Origin of the sequence: Hyphococcus luteus (assembly GCF_002943565.1) — a bacterium.
GTDB lineage: Bacteria > Pseudomonadota > Alphaproteobacteria > Caulobacterales > Parvularculaceae > Hyphococcus > Hyphococcus luteus.
The window spans coordinates 348,000-363,320 of sequence record NZ_PJCH01000005.1; the positions used below are offsets into that span (position 1 = coordinate 348,000).

The 15,321-nt window shown below is 62.7% G+C and carries 16 protein-coding genes; 11 read left to right on the forward strand and 5 right to left on the reverse strand.

What is annotated here, in order from left to right; translation table 11 throughout:
• Nucleotides 1–14 precede the first annotated feature (14 nt).
• Nucleotides 15–1,343 (reverse strand): carboxylate--amine ligase, encoded by a 1,329-nt coding sequence (locus CW354_RS06545; protein WP_104829235.1) that lies wholly within the window; start codon nucleotides 1,341–1,343, stop codon nucleotides 15–17.
• A gap of 219 nt (nucleotides 1,344–1,562) precedes the next feature.
• Between CW354_RS06545 and creD the strand changes: the two genes are divergently transcribed.
• The 3 genes from creD to CW354_RS06560 are packed head-to-tail and all read left to right on the forward strand — an operon-like array spanning nucleotide 1,563 to nucleotide 4,754.
• Complete coding sequence (gene creD / locus CW354_RS06550) at nucleotides 1,563–2,930, forward strand: cell envelope integrity protein CreD (protein ID WP_165793560.1); 1,368 nt, start codon at nucleotides 1,563–1,565, stop codon at nucleotides 2,928–2,930.
• A gap of 34 nt (nucleotides 2,931–2,964) precedes the next feature.
• Complete coding sequence (locus tag CW354_RS06555; protein ID WP_104829237.1) at nucleotides 2,965–3,789, forward strand: succinate dehydrogenase iron-sulfur subunit; 825 nt, start codon at nucleotides 2,965–2,967, stop codon at nucleotides 3,787–3,789.
• Between the two features lie 5 nt (nucleotides 3,790–3,794).
• On the forward strand, nucleotides 3,795–4,754 hold the full coding sequence (locus CW354_RS06560) for a hypothetical protein (protein WP_104829238.1): 960 nt from the start codon (nucleotides 3,795–3,797) through the stop codon (nucleotides 4,752–4,754).
• Here CW354_RS06560 and CW354_RS06565 read toward each other — a convergent pair.
• A complete protein-coding gene (locus tag CW354_RS06565; RefSeq protein WP_104829239.1) occupies nucleotides 4,728–5,015 on the reverse strand; it encodes a hypothetical protein in 288 nt (95 codons plus the stop codon). The two genes, CW354_RS06560 and CW354_RS06565, sit on opposite strands and share 27 nt — an antisense overlap.
• A 366-nt stretch (nucleotides 5,016–5,381) precedes the next feature.
• On the opposite strand from CW354_RS06565, the gene CW354_RS06570 reads away from it, so the two are divergent.
• The 5 genes from CW354_RS06570 to arsB all read left to right on the forward strand — a co-directional run bounded on the left by CW354_RS06570 (nucleotide 5,382) and on the right by arsB (nucleotide 9,267).
• Nucleotides 5,382–6,728 (forward strand): ammonium transporter family protein, encoded by a 1,347-nt coding sequence (locus CW354_RS06570; RefSeq protein ID WP_104829240.1) that lies wholly within the window; start codon nucleotides 5,382–5,384, stop codon nucleotides 6,726–6,728.
• Nucleotides 6,729–7,008: 280 nt separating this feature from the next.
• Nucleotides 7,009–7,338 (forward strand): ArsR/SmtB family transcription factor, encoded by a 330-nt coding sequence (locus tag CW354_RS06575; protein ID WP_104829241.1) that lies wholly within the window; start codon nucleotides 7,009–7,011, stop codon nucleotides 7,336–7,338.
• Nucleotides 7,338–7,766, forward strand: a complete 429-nt coding sequence (locus CW354_RS06580; protein ID WP_104829242.1) for an ArsI/CadI family heavy metal resistance metalloenzyme — start codon at nucleotides 7,338–7,340, stop codon at nucleotides 7,764–7,766. The genes CW354_RS06575 and CW354_RS06580 overlap by 1 nt, the downstream gene beginning before the upstream one ends.
• Before the next feature lie 6 nt (nucleotides 7,767–7,772).
• Nucleotides 7,773–8,222 carry an arsenate reductase ArsC gene (locus tag CW354_RS06585; protein ID WP_104829243.1) on the forward strand — a complete coding sequence of 150 codons (450 nt, stop codon included), beginning with the start codon at nucleotides 7,773–7,775 and terminating at the stop codon, nucleotides 8,220–8,222.
• Between the two features lie 16 nt (nucleotides 8,223–8,238).
• Entirely contained in the window at nucleotides 8,239–9,267 is a 1,029-nt protein-coding gene (gene arsB, locus CW354_RS06590) for an ACR3 family arsenite efflux transporter (RefSeq protein WP_104829244.1), read from the forward strand.
• An 11-nt stretch (nucleotides 9,268–9,278) separates the two neighbouring features.
• On the opposite strand, the gene CW354_RS06595 is transcribed toward arsB, so the two are convergent.
• Together CW354_RS06595 and CW354_RS06600 are read right to left on the reverse strand one after the other, a co-directional pair.
• Nucleotides 9,279–9,698, reverse strand: coding sequence for a hypothetical protein (locus CW354_RS06595; protein ID WP_104829245.1), 420 nt, complete (start codon nucleotides 9,696–9,698; stop codon nucleotides 9,279–9,281).
• On the reverse strand, nucleotides 9,691–10,158 hold the full coding sequence (locus tag CW354_RS06600; protein WP_104829246.1) for a DUF2147 domain-containing protein: 468 nt from the start codon (nucleotides 10,156–10,158) through the stop codon (nucleotides 9,691–9,693). Before CW354_RS06600 ends, CW354_RS06595 begins: the two co-directional genes overlap by 8 nt.
• Before the next feature lie 87 nt (nucleotides 10,159–10,245).
• On the opposite strand from CW354_RS06600, the gene CW354_RS06605 reads away from it, so the two are divergent.
• From CW354_RS06605 to CW354_RS06615, 3 genes are all read left to right on the forward strand, one after another.
• Nucleotides 10,246–10,875, forward strand: coding sequence for a TetR/AcrR family transcriptional regulator (locus CW354_RS06605; protein ID WP_104829247.1), 630 nt, complete (start codon nucleotides 10,246–10,248; stop codon nucleotides 10,873–10,875).
• A gap of 76 nt (nucleotides 10,876–10,951) precedes the next feature.
• Nucleotides 10,952–12,094 (forward strand): cell division protein ZapE, encoded by a 1,143-nt coding sequence (gene zapE / locus CW354_RS06610; RefSeq protein ID WP_104829248.1) that lies wholly within the window; start codon nucleotides 10,952–10,954, stop codon nucleotides 12,092–12,094.
• A gap of 71 nt (nucleotides 12,095–12,165) precedes the next feature.
• A complete protein-coding gene (locus CW354_RS06615) occupies nucleotides 12,166–13,434 on the forward strand; it encodes a hypothetical protein (protein ID WP_104829249.1) in 1,269 nt (422 codons plus the stop codon).
• Nucleotides 13,435–13,546: 112 nt separating this feature from the next.
• On the opposite strand, the gene CW354_RS06620 is transcribed toward CW354_RS06615, so the two are convergent.
• Nucleotides 13,547–15,316: a sodium:solute symporter family protein gene (locus CW354_RS06620; RefSeq protein ID WP_104829250.1), complete on the reverse strand. Its 1,770-nt coding sequence runs from the start codon at nucleotides 15,314–15,316 to the stop codon at nucleotides 13,547–13,549.
• Nucleotides 15,317–15,321: the final 5 nt, after the last annotated feature.

Here is a 15,321-nt window from a genome sequence, read left to right on the forward strand (position 1 = left end):
CCGCGCCTATATTATCAGTGCTTCATTTCCGGCGGCAGCTCGCCATGACGGACGAGAGAGCTCACCACATAAAGAAAGCCGAGATTGGCCATCCTGTCTTCCTTGAAAGAAAGTTCGCCCCGGGCGCCGCGCACCTCATGCACGGCCTGGAAAAGCTCAAAGGCGATGTCGTCGCGGTCTATCACGCCGCCGACGCTGCGCGCAAAGCGCTTTACGGCCTCGCCCACATGACCTTCCTTGAGACTCGCCCCGGCGTCGCGCCAGGCCTCGCGCAGGCGCGTGAAGTCGGTCTCGGAATGGGCGATGTCGTTGACGGCGGAGAGCATGGCGACGCCCGGAATGCGCGTTTTCTCGCCGACGCGCTGCTCATAATTGGAAAGCACGCCGCCGGTCACCGTGAGTTCGTAGAGCATCCAGGGAAAATCGACGCCCGACGCAATGGAATGATAAAGCCCCGCCCAGAAACGCGGATTGACTTCGATGAGACGCGCTTCGTCGCCCTCTTTCTCGGTCCAGCGGTAATCGATTTCCGCAACGCCGTTCCAGCCGAGCGGGCCCAGAAGCTTTTTCGAGGTTTCGAGGAACGGCGCGTCGTCCACGGTTTCGCGCACCACGCCGGCGCCGGAGGTGCGCGGCCACTGGCGCAGATTCTTGTAAGCCATGGAGCCTTTCAAGACGCCGTTTTCGAAAATCACTGTGTGGCAATAGTCGACGCCTTCGAGGAATTCCTGCACCAGCGCCCGGTCGCCGGTCAGCTTCTTGTATTGCGCCATGAGCTCGCCGGCGTTCGCCGCCTTGGTGACGCCGCGCCCGCCGACCTTGTCCGGCGCTTTCAGCATCACCGGAAAGCGGACTTTCTCCGCCGCTTCGCGCACTTCCCTCTCCGACGTCACTTTGACGGTTTGCGGCGCGGGCAAGTCCTGCTCGCCCGCCCAGCCCATGAGATGGTCTTTCGGGTCGACGCGGTCGATGGCGGCGAAGTCCGGCGCCGCGATGTCGATAATCCCGTCGAACCGGTCGCGGTGCTCGGAAAAAAACCGCATGCCTTCGAAAGTCGGCATCAAGACATAGGGCCGATCGTCCCCGGGCTGATATTTTTTCGCCTGCTCCACCATCTTGTCGAGAAAGGCGTCCGGATTTTCGGCGCGCACAGGATGGGTGAAATAGCCGCTGATGTTCTTGGAGAAGGACAGCGCCGTCATCCCCACATCGTCGCAGCCGATGACCTCGACGCCGCGCTCATGCAAAGAGCGGGCGATGGCCAGAGACATCAGCGAGCGGCCATAGGTGACAATCACCCGCCCGCGCGCCAGCCGGGAATTCAAATCATCGTTCATAAGCATAATATAGGCGCCCGCCCCGTCCGGGCATACTCCCCTTGTCTGAGGCGCAAACACGCCGGACGCCGCCGCCGTTCCGGCCCTCCCGCTGGGACCCCGCCCCCGCGCCCCATAATCGCGCCAATCAATCCCCCCAAATTCCCTTTTTGCGCCATGGCGGCGCCACGCTCGGCGCTATCTTCCCAGCCGCGGGCCGGCGGCGAGTTTCGACAGGGGATTTTCGTGGAAATCAAAATGGAGCCGCACCAGCGCTCGCTCGGCCTTAAACTCATCCTGGTGGGCGCGCTCGCCTTCATGCTGTGGATACCCGCCATGCTCGTTCATGGCCTCGTCTTTGAACGCTCAACCCGGGCCGACAGCGTGCGCGAGGAAATCTACGGCCTCACCGGCGGCGAACAGACGATCAGCGGGCCGGTGATCATCGCGCCGGCGCTGGTGGATGGGGGCAAGCGCAAAGACGATGGCGAGCCGGTTCTCGAAAGCATGTTCTTCGTTTTCACGCCGCGCGCGCTGGAGATCGACGCCGCCGTCGACGCCTCGCAGCGCCGCCGCTCCATCTATGAAGCGACGGTTTACGACGCCGACATCGTCGTCGAAGGATCCTTCGGGCCGCTCCTTCCGCCGCAATTGCCGAGCGAAATAAAGGCGATTCACTGGGACCGCGCGGTGATGGCGGTGAAATTCGGCGCCAACGCCGCGCTCAAGGGGATGCGGGACAAGCCCCGTCTTTTCGTCGACGGCGAGGCTCTCGACGCCGCCTTCGAGCCGGGCATCAATCTCGCCGCGCTTGGGCGCTTCGGAACCGAACATGCGCTCGGCGCGCCCGGGATCAGCACGCCCTTTCCGGTGGCCGACCCGCAACAGGCATTCGCCTTCCGCCTCGCCCTGCCCATGTCGGGCGGCGGCGCCCTTTTCTTCGCGCCGGCTGGGGAGGAGACGACGGTTTCCATGGAAGCGAACTGGCCCGACCCCAGCTTTCAGGGCGCCTATCTCCCCGACGCCCGGGAGATCGGCGCTGAGGGCTTTACGGCCGAATGGCGCGTTCCCTATCTCGCGCGCAGCCTGCCGCGCAGCTTTCCCGCCGATTCCGGGCTCTCCCGGCTCGACGCCGGCAAGACCTTCGGGGTCCGCTTCATCGACGCGGCGAGCCCCTATCAGAGCGTCAACCGGGCCCTCAAATACGCCCTGATGTTCCTCGGGATCGTGTTTCTCACCTTCTTCCTGTTCGAGGCGACGACCGGGGCGCGGGCCCATCCGGCGCAATATATTCTGCTCGGCCTCGCCCAGGTGATCTTCTACCTTCTGGTCCTCGCCTTTTCCGAGCATGTGGGCTTCGAGGCGGCGTTTACCGGGGCCGCCGTGGCGACGGTTGGGCTTTCCGGGATCTATGCTGCGACCGTGTTTCACAGCCTGTGGCGCGGCGTAATTGCGTTCGCAGCCTTTTCAGCCGCCTACGGGCTGATATATCTCCTTATGAAATCAGAGGATTACGCCCTCATGATTGGCTCGGTGACCGCATTTGGCGCAATCGCGCTGACCATGTATGTCACACGCAAGCTTGACTGGTATGGCGGGCGCGACAAAGCGTAAGACCCGTCGCGCGGAAACGAAGGCCTGAAACTCGATGGTTCAACTGACGCTGCCGAAGAACTCGAAAGTCAACAAGAACGGCAAGACCTTCAAGGCGAAGGACGGCGCGGGAGAAACCCGCATCTTCCATGTCTACCGCTACGATCCGGACGCGCCGGAAAACCCCCGCGTCGACAGCTATGAAGTCGACGTCTCCAATGTCTCCATGGTGCTCGACGCGCTCATCAAGATCAAAAACGAGACCGACGCGACGCTGGCCTTCCGCCGCTCCTGCCGCGAGGGGGTGTGCGGGTCCTGCGCCATGAACATCAACGGCTCGAACACGCTCGCCTGCACCAAGGCGATGGACGAGTGCGGGTCGGGCGACGTTCACATCTATCCGCTGCCGCACCAGCCGGTGGTGAAAGATCTCGTCACCGATCTCAGCAAATTCTACGAACAGCACGCCTATATCGAGCCCTATCTGCAGGCGAAATCCGACGAGCCCGAAACCGAATGGCGCCAGTCTCAGGAAGACCGGGCGAAACTCGACGGGCTTTACGAATGCATTCTCTGCGCCTGCTGTTCGACCTCCTGCCCGTCTTACTGGTGGAATGGCGACAAGGGCGGCAAGGAGGAATATCTGGGCCCCGCGGCGCTATTGCAGGCTTATCGCTGGCTCGCCGACAGCCGCGACCAGCTCGACAATGAGCGCCTCGACAAGCTCGAGGACGAGTTCAAACTTTACCGCTGCCACACCATCATGAACTGCGCCCAGGTCTGTCCGAAGCATTTGAACCCGGCGAAAGCCATCGCCGAGATCAAGAAGCTGATGGTCAATCGGCCAGAAGGCGAGTCCGCCGCACAGAAGGCGGACTAGGCGCAATGGAAGCCGACCTTTCCGAACATCTCGGAAGGTCGGGCGAATTTCTTATCGGTCTTTTCGGCCTTCTTGTTCTGGCGCTGATGCACAAGGACGTGCGGCGCAAGACAGCTGCGGCCGCCCAACGCGGTTTCGGCTTATTCGCATGGCTCCACAGGCAAACAAGCCGCCGCAGTTCTTTCTATGCGAACTGGGCGCGCGCCTTCCGCTATCTGTTTCAGGATCGGCGCGATCTTTTTTCCATTGTCATCGCCCTGACGGCGCTCGATTACCTCTCGGGCTGGCACGCGAATTTCTTCTTCCGCCAATTTGACCTCGCTACGGCTTACGAAAGCTATCAACCCGCCGACATCCTCCTTGCCTATTACTCGTCAGCGGAGTTTGCACTCAGCGTCTTGCGGATTTTCGGCTACGCGCTTTTTGGCTGGCTTGCGTTTCGCGTCGCCGCCGGCGCGAGCTATCGAGAGGCGGTGCAATTCCGGCCCCTCCGGCAACTGGCGGGCCTCTTCTTCTGCATTTACGGTGCTCAGGTTTTCACCGACACGCTCATGCCCCTTAACTTGAGCGCATTCAATCTGCTTACGGAATATATGCTTTTCTTTGCCTTCACGGGCGCCCAGATGCTGATCGGCGCGGCTTGCATGGGTCTCGGGGCGGCGCTGTTGAACAAGCGGAACGATGGCGTGCGGCTCAAAAGCGCCGGGGCGGCGCTGCTCGGATATTTACTGGTCACGCATCTGCTGCAATGGCTTTACTTCGCCATGGACTGGCTGGCCGTGCCGACCAGGACTGTATGGCTGCGCGTCGCCGAATATTACGCGAGCAATTTCACCTATACCCTGTTGACCAACGTCCTGCTGACGGCGTTCGCCATAAGACTCGCCTGCCCGAAAGGCTTGAGCGAACCTGGCTCAACCGCGCCGGACAGCGTGGCGTCAGATCACGCCGCGGACGCGGTTTGACTTGATTTTCTTCTTGGCGCTTGCCGCCCGGATCGCCGCGGCGCGCGCCGCGCGGGCCTCATCCTTGCTTGCCGGGGAAACGCCGGCGCCCGCCTGCCAGAAAAGCATGCGCGCTTCGCTGAGGACGTTATAGGCGCGCAAGGCGAGCACCAGGCCAATCAGGGCGAGCATGAAAGACGCCGCCAGGACGCCGATTTGCAGATAGGTCATGTTCGCTTCGATGTCCTGCATCAGAAGCGCCGCTGCTTCCTGATTGTTCATACGCCCCTCTTCACGACAAACCCCTCGGCGACCCGCTGCATGAGATCTGGCCCTTGAAGCCAACGCATGCGAACAAGCAGCATCGAAAATTCTATACGCCGCGAACCGCGCTCCGCAACCGCTTTGTTGCAACGCGGGACACGCCTCAAGCCAAAAAGGGGTTGATGCTAAATTATTAGCATTATATGGCTTAATGTTCGCAGTATTTTGCTATTTTAACGTTCATATAGCTTATTCATCCCATCTTATGTTGCGCCGCGAAATTATTTTCCGCATCATCCCGGCACGGATGACTTGCGGGGTCGTGGGGTAAAGTCTCTGTACGGACGATCCCTCGCGCCCGAAAATCCAAAGTGAGGGGCTAATATGTCAAAAATAAAATCAGCAATTAGCGCGAGTTTGGCGGCGGCGGTCATGCTTGCGGGCGCAGCATTTGCGCAGGATCCAGCCGCGGCGGAGGCGTCAACCGCGCCGGCGCCGGATACGGCGTTCATCTTCAACACGCTGTCTTTCATGATCATGGGCATGGTGGTCATGTTCATGGCCGCCGGTTTCTGCATGCTGGAAGCAGGCCTGGTGCGGTCGAAAAACGCCGCGACCATCTGCCTGAAGAACATCACGCTTTACGCCATCGCCACCGTCATGGTCTGGCTCGTCGGCTATAACGTCATCTACGGCGTCGACACCGGCGGCTATATCGGCACGCTCGCCATCTGGTCGGCGGACGATTCAAAAGCGCTCGAGACCGGCTATTCGGCGTCTTCCGACTGGTTCTTCCAGATGGTCTTCGTCGCCACCGCGGCGTCCATCGTGTCCGGCACCATCGCCGAACGCGTGCGCCTGTGGCCGTTCTTCATTTTCACCGCGCTCCTGACGGGCCTCATCTATCCGATCCAGGCGTCCTGGGAGTGGGGCGGCGGCTGGCTCGACGCCCGCTACGGCTTCTCCGATTTCGCCGGTTCGACCCTGGTGCACGCCACCGGCGGCTGGGCGGCGCTGGCGGCGGCCATCGCGCTGGGGCCGCGGCGCGGCAAATACGGACCGAATGGCGAGATCGTCACCATTCGCGGGTCTTCCCTGCCGCTGGCGACGCTCGGCACCTTCATTCTCTGGCTCGGCTGGTTCGGCTTTAACGGCGGCTCGCAGCTTGCGCTGGGATCGCTCGACGACTCGATCGCGATCTCGAACATCTTCGTCAACACCAATATGGCGGCGGCCACCGGCGTCATCACCGTGGTGATCTTGTGCACCTTCTTGAAGCGCAAGATCGATCTTTCCATGGCCTTGAACGGCGCCATCGGCGGCCTCGTCTCGATCACGGCCGAACCCTTGATGCCGGCGGTCTGGCAGGCGGCGATGATCGGCGCCGTCGGCGGCGGCATCATCTTCGTCGTCACGCCGATGCTCGAATACGCCCGCATCGACGATGTGGTCGGCGCCATTCCGGCGCACCTGTTCTGCGGCATGTGGGGCACGATCGCGGTCCCCTTGAGCAACAGCGACGCGACCTTTGTCGGTCAGGCGGTCGGCATCGCCGCCAACGGCGTCTTCGTCTTCTTCACCAGTCTCGTGATCTGGTTCCTGATGAAAATCATCATCGGCATCCGGGCGAGCGCGGAGGAAGAAGAAAAAGGCCTCGACGATTCGGAAGTCGGCGCGCCGGCATGGCCGGACTTCCACGCCGGCGAAAAACCCTTGCAGCCTGCGGAATAGCATTCGCTAAACTCAAGGCTTGCAAGCCCCACGGAACCCGGCGGCCTCGGCCGCCGGGTTTTTTCTTTTCAGGAAAGCTCAACACGCCCCCGCCCGCCGCGCGACGCCTGCCCATCTTTGCGCGACGACGCAGGCCGCGCGGCCTGACGCCCCGGCCCATTCGGCCGCATCCGCCCTTCCGCATCCGCCCTTCCGCATCCGCCCTTCCGCATCCGCCTTGTCGAGCATGCCCGGGAAAATTCGCTTGCCTTTAATTTGATTATTCTATAATTATAGAAGTATGGAAATTGAAACAGCAACCCAGGCATTTTCGGCGCTTTCGCAGGGCGCGCGCCTCGCCACGCTGAAAATGCTGATCAAGGCCGGGCCCCGCGGGGCCTCCGCCGGCGAAATCGCCGAGGCCATGAAGACGCCGCCGCCGACCATGTCCTTTCATTTGAAAGAACTCGAAAGGTCCGGCCTCGTCCACGCCCGCAAGGAGGGCCGCCGGGTCATCTATTCCGCCGATTATGGCGGGGTGCGCGAGCTGATCGATTTCCTCCTGGCCGATTGCTGCGGCGGCGACCGCCGGCTCTGCGGCCCTTACGTGGTAATCAAGGAGAGCGCCTGATGAAACGCCTGCACATCCATATCCGCACCGACGACCTTGAAGGGTCGATCCGCTATTACGCCGCCCTGTTCGGCGCCGAGCCGGAAAAGCGCAAACACGATTATGCGCGCTGGCTTCTCGACGACCCGGCGGTGAACCTCGCCGTTTCCAGCCGCGGCGGATCCGGCGGCGTCGATCATCTCGGGATCAGCCTCGACGACAATGACGGGCTTGAAGCCATCGCCGCCCGCCTGCGCGACAAGGCCGCGCCCGTCGCCGCCGAAGACGAGGCGACCTGCTGTTACGCCAGAAGCGACAAATACTGGAGCCACGATCCCCAAGGCGCGGTCTGGGAGCTGTTTCACACCTATGGCGACAGCGAAACATTCGGCGAGGATTTTCGCCCGGCTCCGCAATCGGACGCCTCCGGCGCCTGCTGCGGCGCTTAAAGCCCCATGCGCAACATCCTCTTCCTGTGCACCGGCAATTCGGCGCGCTCGATCATGGCTGAAGGCTATATGAACCATGCCGGGACAAAGGCGTGGCGCGCCTTTTCCGCCGGCTCGACGCCGACCGGCGAGGTCAATCCGTTCGCCCTTGAAACCTTGCGCGCCCATGGCGTCGCCATCGCGGAAGAGGACGCCCGCTCGAAAAGCTGGGACGAATTCGCGGGCGCCGGCGCGCCGCTGATGGATGCGGTCGTCACCGTCTGCGACAACGCCGCGGGCGAGACCTGCCCCGTCTGGCCGGCGAAGAACGGCGCCGCGCCGCACAAGCTGCACTGGTCGTTTCCGGACCCGGCCGCAGCCGGGGGAAGCGATAACGCCAAGCGCGAGGCATTCGAAAAAGTCTTTGCCGACATCCGCGCTCATATCGACGCATTTCTGGCGCAGTCCAACGATTAGCCAGGGAGAGGCTGCTTTGTCCGTATTCGAACGATATTTGTCGCTCTGGGTCGCGCTGTGCATTGTCGCAGGCATCGCGCTCGGCGAGCTCATGCCCGGCCTCTTTCAGATGCTGGCCTCATGGCAGGCCGCCAATGTCAATTTCGCCGTGGCCGTTCTGATCTGGGCCATGGTCTATCCGATGATGATCGGCGTCGATTTCGCCAGCCTCAGGCGCATCGGCGACCGGCCCAAGGGACTCGCCGTCACCCTTGCGGTGAACTGGCTGATCAAGCCTTTCACCATGGCGGCGCTCGGCGTCCTCTTTTTTAAGCATGTTTTCGCCGGGCTGATCCCGCCAGAAGACGCCGAAGGCTATATCGCCGGGCTCATTCTGCTCGGCGCGGCGCCCTGCACCGCCATGGTCTTCGTCTGGTCGCAGCTGACCAAGGGCGATCCAACCTACACCCTCGCGCAGGTCAGCGTGAACGACGCCATCATGGTCTTCGCTTTCGCGCCCATCGTCGCCTTCCTGCTCGGCGTCGTCGACATCGCCGTGCCCTGGGAGACGCTCCTTCTTTCCGTGACGCTTTATGTGGTGATCCCGCTGATCGCCGGGGCGGCGACGCGCGCAGCGCTCGCTCGCCAGGGCGGCGAGGCGGCCATCGCCGGCTTCACCGCGCGCTTGAAACCCTATTCCGTCATCGGCCTCCTCGCGACGGTCGTGCTGCTCTTCGGTTTTCAGGGCGGGGTCATTCTGGACCGCCCGCTCGTCATCGCACTGATCGCCGCTCCCCTGCTGATCCAGTCCTACGGGGTCTTCACGCTCGCCTACGCCGCCGCCTGGGCCTGGCGCATTCCGTTCAACATCGCCGCGCCTTGCGCGCTGATCGGCACGTCGAATTTCTTCGAACTGGCGGTCGCGGTCGCCATCAGCCTGTTCGGCCTCGACTCCGGCGCGGCGCTCGCCACTGTGGTGGGCGTCCTTGTCGAGGTGCCGGTCATGCTGTCTCTCGTCGCCTTCGCCAATGCGACGCAAAGACATTTCCCCTTGTCCGGCAAGTGACGCGGCAGGCCTTACAGGATCGCAATGCCGCGGCGTTTCAGCATGATGAAATAGAGAATAAACAACGCCACGAAGACGATGTCGCCGGCGATCACCACAATGGCGAACGAGGACGTCCAGCCCTTCACATACATGAAGCAGAGATTGAGCGCGAAAAGCGCCTTGCCCAGCCCGCCCATCAGCACAATGCCGGTATGGCGCGCCGGATGGACGGCGGCCATGAGAAACCCGAACCCGTAGAGAAAAGCCGTGCCCCAGGCGCCGCGATAGACTGCTGTCATCACCGGATCGGCGAGCGCGCGTCCGAACTCTCGTTCGAACATCCCGCCCGCGTCAACGAGGCCCGGGATCGCGCCAGCGAAATTCCAAATCGCCGAGATGACAAAAAGGATGCGGAAAAATTTCAGCGCGCCGCCGCTCAACTCATTCATTCGTTTCTTCCTTGTTTGGCGCCGCCTCGGAATCGGCGATGCGCGTCCAGACCTGCGTGCGGCAGAACGGCCCGAGGCAGCCTTTCACCCGAAGCCGGTCACGGGCGACGAGATCCATGGCCGAGCGGAAGGTCTGACCGGTCTCGGGATTGTAAAGCCGCCCGTCCCGCCAGCCGTCTTCGTTACGCGAATAACCCCACAGGATAGGGAGCCCATCGAGCGGCCGGCCCCGAAGCGCAGGGTCGCGGTTGTTCTCGTCGCGGCTGCGCCCGCCGCTGATTTCGTCATCGACCGAGACGAGAAACCCGCAGGGAGAACCGTCCCCGCAATCGGTGATCCTCACCTCGGCGCCGTGACGCACCGTGCGCCAGTCGCCGGCGATCGCGGCAAGGCCGTTAGCGCCGGCCGGACCGGCCGGAACCATCGAAACGGCGATCGACAAAGCAGCAAACCGGCGCATTTGCGGCGTTCCCCCCTATTTATTTATAACGCGTTATATTTTAATATCTCCGCTTGGTCAAGCCCGCCGATCTGCTAAGGATTGCTCATGCCCCCACCCCAATCTCCTGCATCGCCGACACGCGGCCGGCCGGTCCTGTCCGAAGGAGAAAAAGCCGATATGCGGCGGCGCATCGCCGAGGGCGCGATGCGGCTGTTTCAGGAAGACGGGTACGACGCGGTCTCCATGCGCCGCCTGGCCAATGAGGCCGGGTGCACCGTGATGACGCTCTACCGATATTTCGACCGCAAGATCGATATTCTGCGCGCGCTCTGGGCGGAGGTGTTCGCCGAGCTGTTCGACAGACTCGACAGGATCGCCGCTGAAGAGCGCGACCCGGTCCGGCGGCTCAATGCGGTTGCGCTTGGATATGTGGAATTCTGGCTCGAGCGCCGCGAGCACTATTTCCTGGTCTTCATGTCGAGCGGCGTGTCGCAATCGGATGTCAGCGTCTTTGTCGGCGATGACAATGTGGTCCGCCGCTTCGGCGTCATCCGCGACAGCCTCGCCGCCGCGCTCGGCGCCGGCGCGGACGAAAAAGATATAAACCTGAAAGCGGAGCTGCTCCTTTGCACGCTGAACGGCGTCGCGCACAATCTGATCACCATCAGCGCCTATCCATGGTCCGACCCGAAGGCGCTTGTCCGGGAAGGTGTGTCGGCGATCCTGAAGCCATAGGCGGACATTGTTAAAGAACGCACGCCCGCGAGATCAAACGTGACGGCGGCCTCCAAGCAGATTATAGCCGCAAGGGATGAGGGGACCGCGCCCGCGATATGACGCGCTCGTAGAGGCGGGCGAACTGGCGAACGATCCGGCGCAGGAAGCGGCGGCCGATCGCCTGCAGACGCTGCATGACGCCCTCAAGGGCTATAAAGGCCCCCGCAATGGCTGGTTCGGCGGCAGGAAAGACCCGCCGGAAGGGGTTTATCTCTGGGGCGGGGTCGGGCGCGGCAAGACGCTGCTCATGGACCTCTTCTTCAACAACACCCCCTTCCACCGCAAACGCCGGGCGCATTTCCACGAATTCATGGCCGACGCCCATGAGCGCATCGCCGCCTGGCGCGCGCTCCCGGCGGCGGAAAAGAAAAAGCATAAAGCGTATGACCGCGCCTCCCCCGACGATCCCATGCCGCCGGTCGCCCATGATCTCGCCCGCGAAGCGCTTCTCCTTTGCTTTGACGAGTTTCACGTCACCGACATCGCCGACGCCATGATCCTCGGCCGGCTCTTCACGGCCCTCCTCGAACACGGCGTCGTCGTCGTCGCGACGTCGAACCGAACGCCTGACGATCTCTACAAGGACGGCCTCAACCGCCAGCTCTTCCTGCCTTTCATCGAACTTTTGAAATCCTCGCTCGATATTCTCGAATTGCAGTCGGCGCAGGATTACCGGCTCGCCAAACTCACCGCCGCGCCGGTTTATTATGCGCCGCTTGGCCCTGAAGCCGACATGGCCATGGACGCCGCCTGGACGCGCATGCTGAGCGGCGGCCATGAACGGCGCGAAGACATCGCCTTGAAAGGGCGTAAACTGATCGTTCCGCGCGCGGGACGCGGCGCGGCGCGGTTCGATTTCGCCGAACTCTGCGAAAGGCCGCTGGGCGCGTCCGATTATCTGGCGCTTGCGCGACGCTACGGCGCGCTTTTCATCGACCATATTCCGATCATGGGACCGGATGAACGCAACGAGGCGAAACGCTTTTCAACGCTGATCGATACGCTCTACGACGCCCGGGTGAAGCTTGTCTGTTCCGCCGACGGCGAACCGGACGATCTCTACCGGGACGGCCACGGCGCCTTTGAATTCGAACGCACCGCCTCGCGGCTCATGGAGATGCGCACCGGCGATTACCTTTCCGCGGCCACGGCGGCCCCGGCGGAGCGTTCCGAATAAGCGGCGAAGCGATGGATTTTAGCGCCCGGGCGGACTAGCATGAACAACGGTTTTCAGCGAAGGATCGGCGCATGAACAGCCTCAAGACTCTTGGCGCCCTTGTCGCCGGCGTCATTCTTCTGGCGGCCTTTTACGGCGCCGCCTTCAAGAACGATTCCTTTTCGGCCAATATCGAAACCGATGACGGCGAAGGCGTTCGGCAGGTCGTGCATGGCGACCGCGGCGAGTTCTCCCTCAACCGCGACGGCCTCAAGATCAAAGCCTCCTGGCGCGGCGATTACGAGTTGAGCGAAGACGGCGAAGATATTGCGAGCCTCGATAAGAAGCTTGAAATCAGCCGCGAGGAAGGCGGCCATTCCGAGCGCGCCGTCTTCGAGCGCGACGGCGACGGCGTCGACCGCAGCTATTATCTCGACGGCGACAAGCAGGGCGACACCGCCGAGACGCAAGAAGCGATCCGCGGCCTTCTCGCCGCCTTTCTCGGCGCCAGCGGCGTCAAGGCCGAAGAGCGCACAGCGATCCTGTTGCGCCGGGGCGGGCCCGATGCGGTGATCAGCGAGATCGGCGCCGTTTACGGCGATCATGCGCGCCAGCGCTATACCGCCGAGCTTACTGAACAGGCCGACCTTTCGGGCGATCAGCTGCGCGCGCTGCTGGAGGCCCTGAAAGCCATCGACTCCGATCACGACATGCGCATGGCGCTGGGCGCCATTCTCGAAAACGAAACCATCACGCCCGACGCGACGCCGGTGATTCTCGAAACGGCGGGCCGCATCGAAAGCGACTACGATCTGCGCCGGCTGATCGAAACCATCGCCGAAAAACCCATGAGCCCGGAAGCGGTGAAGCTCGCAATCAAAATGATCGGCCGCATCGACAACGATCATAATCTGCGGCGCGCGGCGGAGGCGCTTCTGGAGCAGGACAGCCTGACGCCCGCCATGGCGGCGGAGATTATCGATCTCGCCGCCGACCGCCTCGACTCCGATCACGACATGCGGCTGCTGCTCGGCGAAACGGCGCCCTATCTGGCGGCCGACGGCGACGCGGCGACCGCCTGGGTCGCGGCGCTCGGCGCCGTCGACTCCGATCACGACAAGCGTCTCGCCCTCTCCGACGCGGCGAATGAGGAGGGCCTGTCCGACGACGTCATGCGCAAGCTGATCGAGGCGACGGAAAAAATAGAGTCCGACAGCGACCGGCGGCTCGCCCTCGAAACTTTCGCCAGCCGCGCGAAGACAACGCCTGCGCTGCTTGAGGCCTATGAAACGGCGGCGCGCGGCATCTCCTCGGATTCCGAGCGCGACCGCGCGCTCGACGCCGCCGGGCTTGAAGACTAAACGGCCCATCCTTTGCGACGCAAACATTCCCTCATTTTGAGGGCGGCGAAGCAGCGTCGCGAAGGACGAGGGAATGTTTGCGCCTCAGGATGAGGGTCAAACATGCGTTTATCTATAACCCCGGCTCTTTTACCGAAGAGGGCATCCTGATGTCGTCCACCATCGCCCGCACTGCAACCGGCGTCGGCGCCGTATAGCGCGAGACGGCGACTGCAAGGATGAAGTTAAGCGCCATGCCGATAACGCCGATCCCCTCGGGCGAAATCCCGAACAGCCAGTGATCCGCATCGTTTACGGCGCCGAACCAGGGCGATTTGAAATAAACGATATAGGCGAGGGTGAAGACGAGCCCGGCCACCATGCCGGCGACTGCGCCCTCGCGATTGATGCGCTTGAAAAAGATGCCCATGAGAATGGCCGGAAACAGCGAGGCGGCGGCCAGCCCGAAAGCGAGCGCCACGACCTGCGCCACAAAGCCCGGCGGATTGATCCCGAGATAGCCCGCGACCAGGATCGCCGCGGCCGCCGCGCCGCGCGCCGCCCTCAGCTCGGTCTTTTCCGTGATCTGTGGACGGAAGGTTTTCTTTAAAAGATCGTGGCTGATGGCTGTCGAGATGACGAGCAAGAGCCCCGCCGCCGTCGACAGCGCCGCCGCGACCCCGCCCGCGGCGACGAGCGCAATCACCCAGCCGGGCAGCTTCGCAATCTCCGGATTGGCGAGCACCATGATGTCCCGGTCCACATGAATTTCGTTGCCGTTCGCCGTTGGCGCGTTGTTGAGACGCCGCTCGCCATGGGCGCCCGTCCCGTCCGCATAATCCGGGCGGCCTTCGAAGGGCGCGCCGGGACCGTACTGGATGACGCCGTCGCCGTTCTTGTCGAGCCACGCGATGAGGCCGATGCCTTCCCACCCTTTCACCCACCCCGGCGCCTCGGCGTAGGATTTTTCATGAACGCTTTCGATGAAATTGAGGCGCGCGAACGCCCCCACCGCAGGCGCGGTCGTGTAGAGTATCGCGATGAAGGCGAGCGCATAGCCGGCGGACTTCCTTGCATCGGAAACTTTCGGCACGGTGAAAAAGCGCACGATGACATGGGGAAGACCCGCCGTCCCCACCATCAAGGCGAGCGTGATCGCAAAGATGTCGATCTTCGATTTCGTTCCTTCGGTGAAAGCGGCGAAGCCTAGGTCCACGAGCGCCGCGTCGAGCTTTTCCAACACCGGAACGCCGGCCTCCGCCGCATCGGCGCCAAGACCCAGCTGCGGGATGGGATTGCCGGTGACCAGCATGGAGATGAAAACCGCCGGCACCAGATAAGCGAAAATCAAGACGCAATATTGCGCGACCTGCGTGTAGGTGATGCCCTTCATGCCGCCGAGCACGGCGTAGAAGAAGACAACACCCATGCCGGTGACGACGCCCCACTGGATCGGCATGTCGAGAAAGCGCGAAAAGACGACGCCGACGCCGCGCATCTGCCCGGCGATGTAAGTGAACGAGACGACGATCAGGCAAATGACGGCGACGACCCGCGCGGCTTTTGAATAATAGCGCTCGCCGATGAAGTCCGGCACGGTGAACTGGCCGAATTTGCGCAAATAGGGCGCAAGCAACAGCGCCAGGAGGACATAGCCGCCGGTCCAGCCCATGAGATAGACGCTGGCGTCATAACCGGCGAAAGCGATGATCCCCGCCATGGAGATGAACGAGGCCGCGCTCATCCAGTCGGCGGCCGTCGCCATGCCGTTGGCGATGGGGTGCACATGCCCGCCGGCCACGTAAAATTCCGACGTCGACCCGGCCCGCGACCAGATCGCAATGCCGATATAAAGCGCGAAGGAAAGCCCGACGAAAATAAAGGTCAGCGTCTGCGCGTCCATGATGA

Excerpts from the sequence above, each read along its gene's own strand:
- CW354_RS06545 (WP_104829235.1), bottom strand. The coding sequence starts at position 1,343 with ATGCTTATGAACGATGATTTGAATTCCCGGCTGGCGCGCGGGCGGGTG.
- CW354_RS06570 (WP_104829240.1), top strand. The coding sequence starts at position 5,382 with ATGTCAAAAATAAAATCAGCAATTAGCGCGAGTTTGGCGGCGGCGGTC.
- CW354_RS06595 (WP_104829245.1), bottom strand. The coding sequence starts at position 9,698 with ATGAATGAGTTGAGCGGCGGCGCGCTGAAATTTTTCCGCATCCTTTTT.
- CW354_RS06605 (WP_104829247.1), top strand. The coding sequence starts at position 10,246 with ATGCCCCCACCCCAATCTCCTGCATCGCCGACACGCGGCCGGCCGGTC.
- CW354_RS06615 (WP_104829249.1), top strand. The coding sequence starts at position 12,166 with ATGAACAGCCTCAAGACTCTTGGCGCCCTTGTCGCCGGCGTCATTCTT.
- CW354_RS06555 (WP_104829237.1), top strand. The coding sequence starts at position 2,965 with ATGGTTCAACTGACGCTGCCGAAGAACTCGAAAGTCAACAAGAACGGC.
- CW354_RS06620 (WP_104829250.1), bottom strand. The coding sequence starts at position 15,316 with ATGGACGCGCAGACGCTGACCTTTATTTTCGTCGGGCTTTCCTTCGCG.
- CW354_RS06580 (WP_104829242.1), top strand. The coding sequence starts at position 7,338 with ATGAAACGCCTGCACATCCATATCCGCACCGACGACCTTGAAGGGTCG.
- CW354_RS06560 (WP_104829238.1), top strand. The coding sequence starts at position 3,795 with ATGGAAGCCGACCTTTCCGAACATCTCGGAAGGTCGGGCGAATTTCTT.
- zapE (WP_104829248.1), top strand. The coding sequence starts at position 10,952 with ATGAGGGGACCGCGCCCGCGATATGACGCGCTCGTAGAGGCGGGCGAA.
- CW354_RS06565 (WP_104829239.1), bottom strand. The coding sequence starts at position 5,015 with ATGAACAATCAGGAAGCAGCGGCGCTTCTGATGCAGGACATCGAAGCG.
- CW354_RS06585 (WP_104829243.1), top strand. The coding sequence starts at position 7,773 with ATGCGCAACATCCTCTTCCTGTGCACCGGCAATTCGGCGCGCTCGATC.
- CW354_RS06575 (WP_104829241.1), top strand. The coding sequence starts at position 7,009 with ATGGAAATTGAAACAGCAACCCAGGCATTTTCGGCGCTTTCGCAGGGC.
- CW354_RS06600 (WP_104829246.1), bottom strand. The coding sequence starts at position 10,158 with ATGCGCCGGTTTGCTGCTTTGTCGATCGCCGTTTCGATGGTTCCGGCC.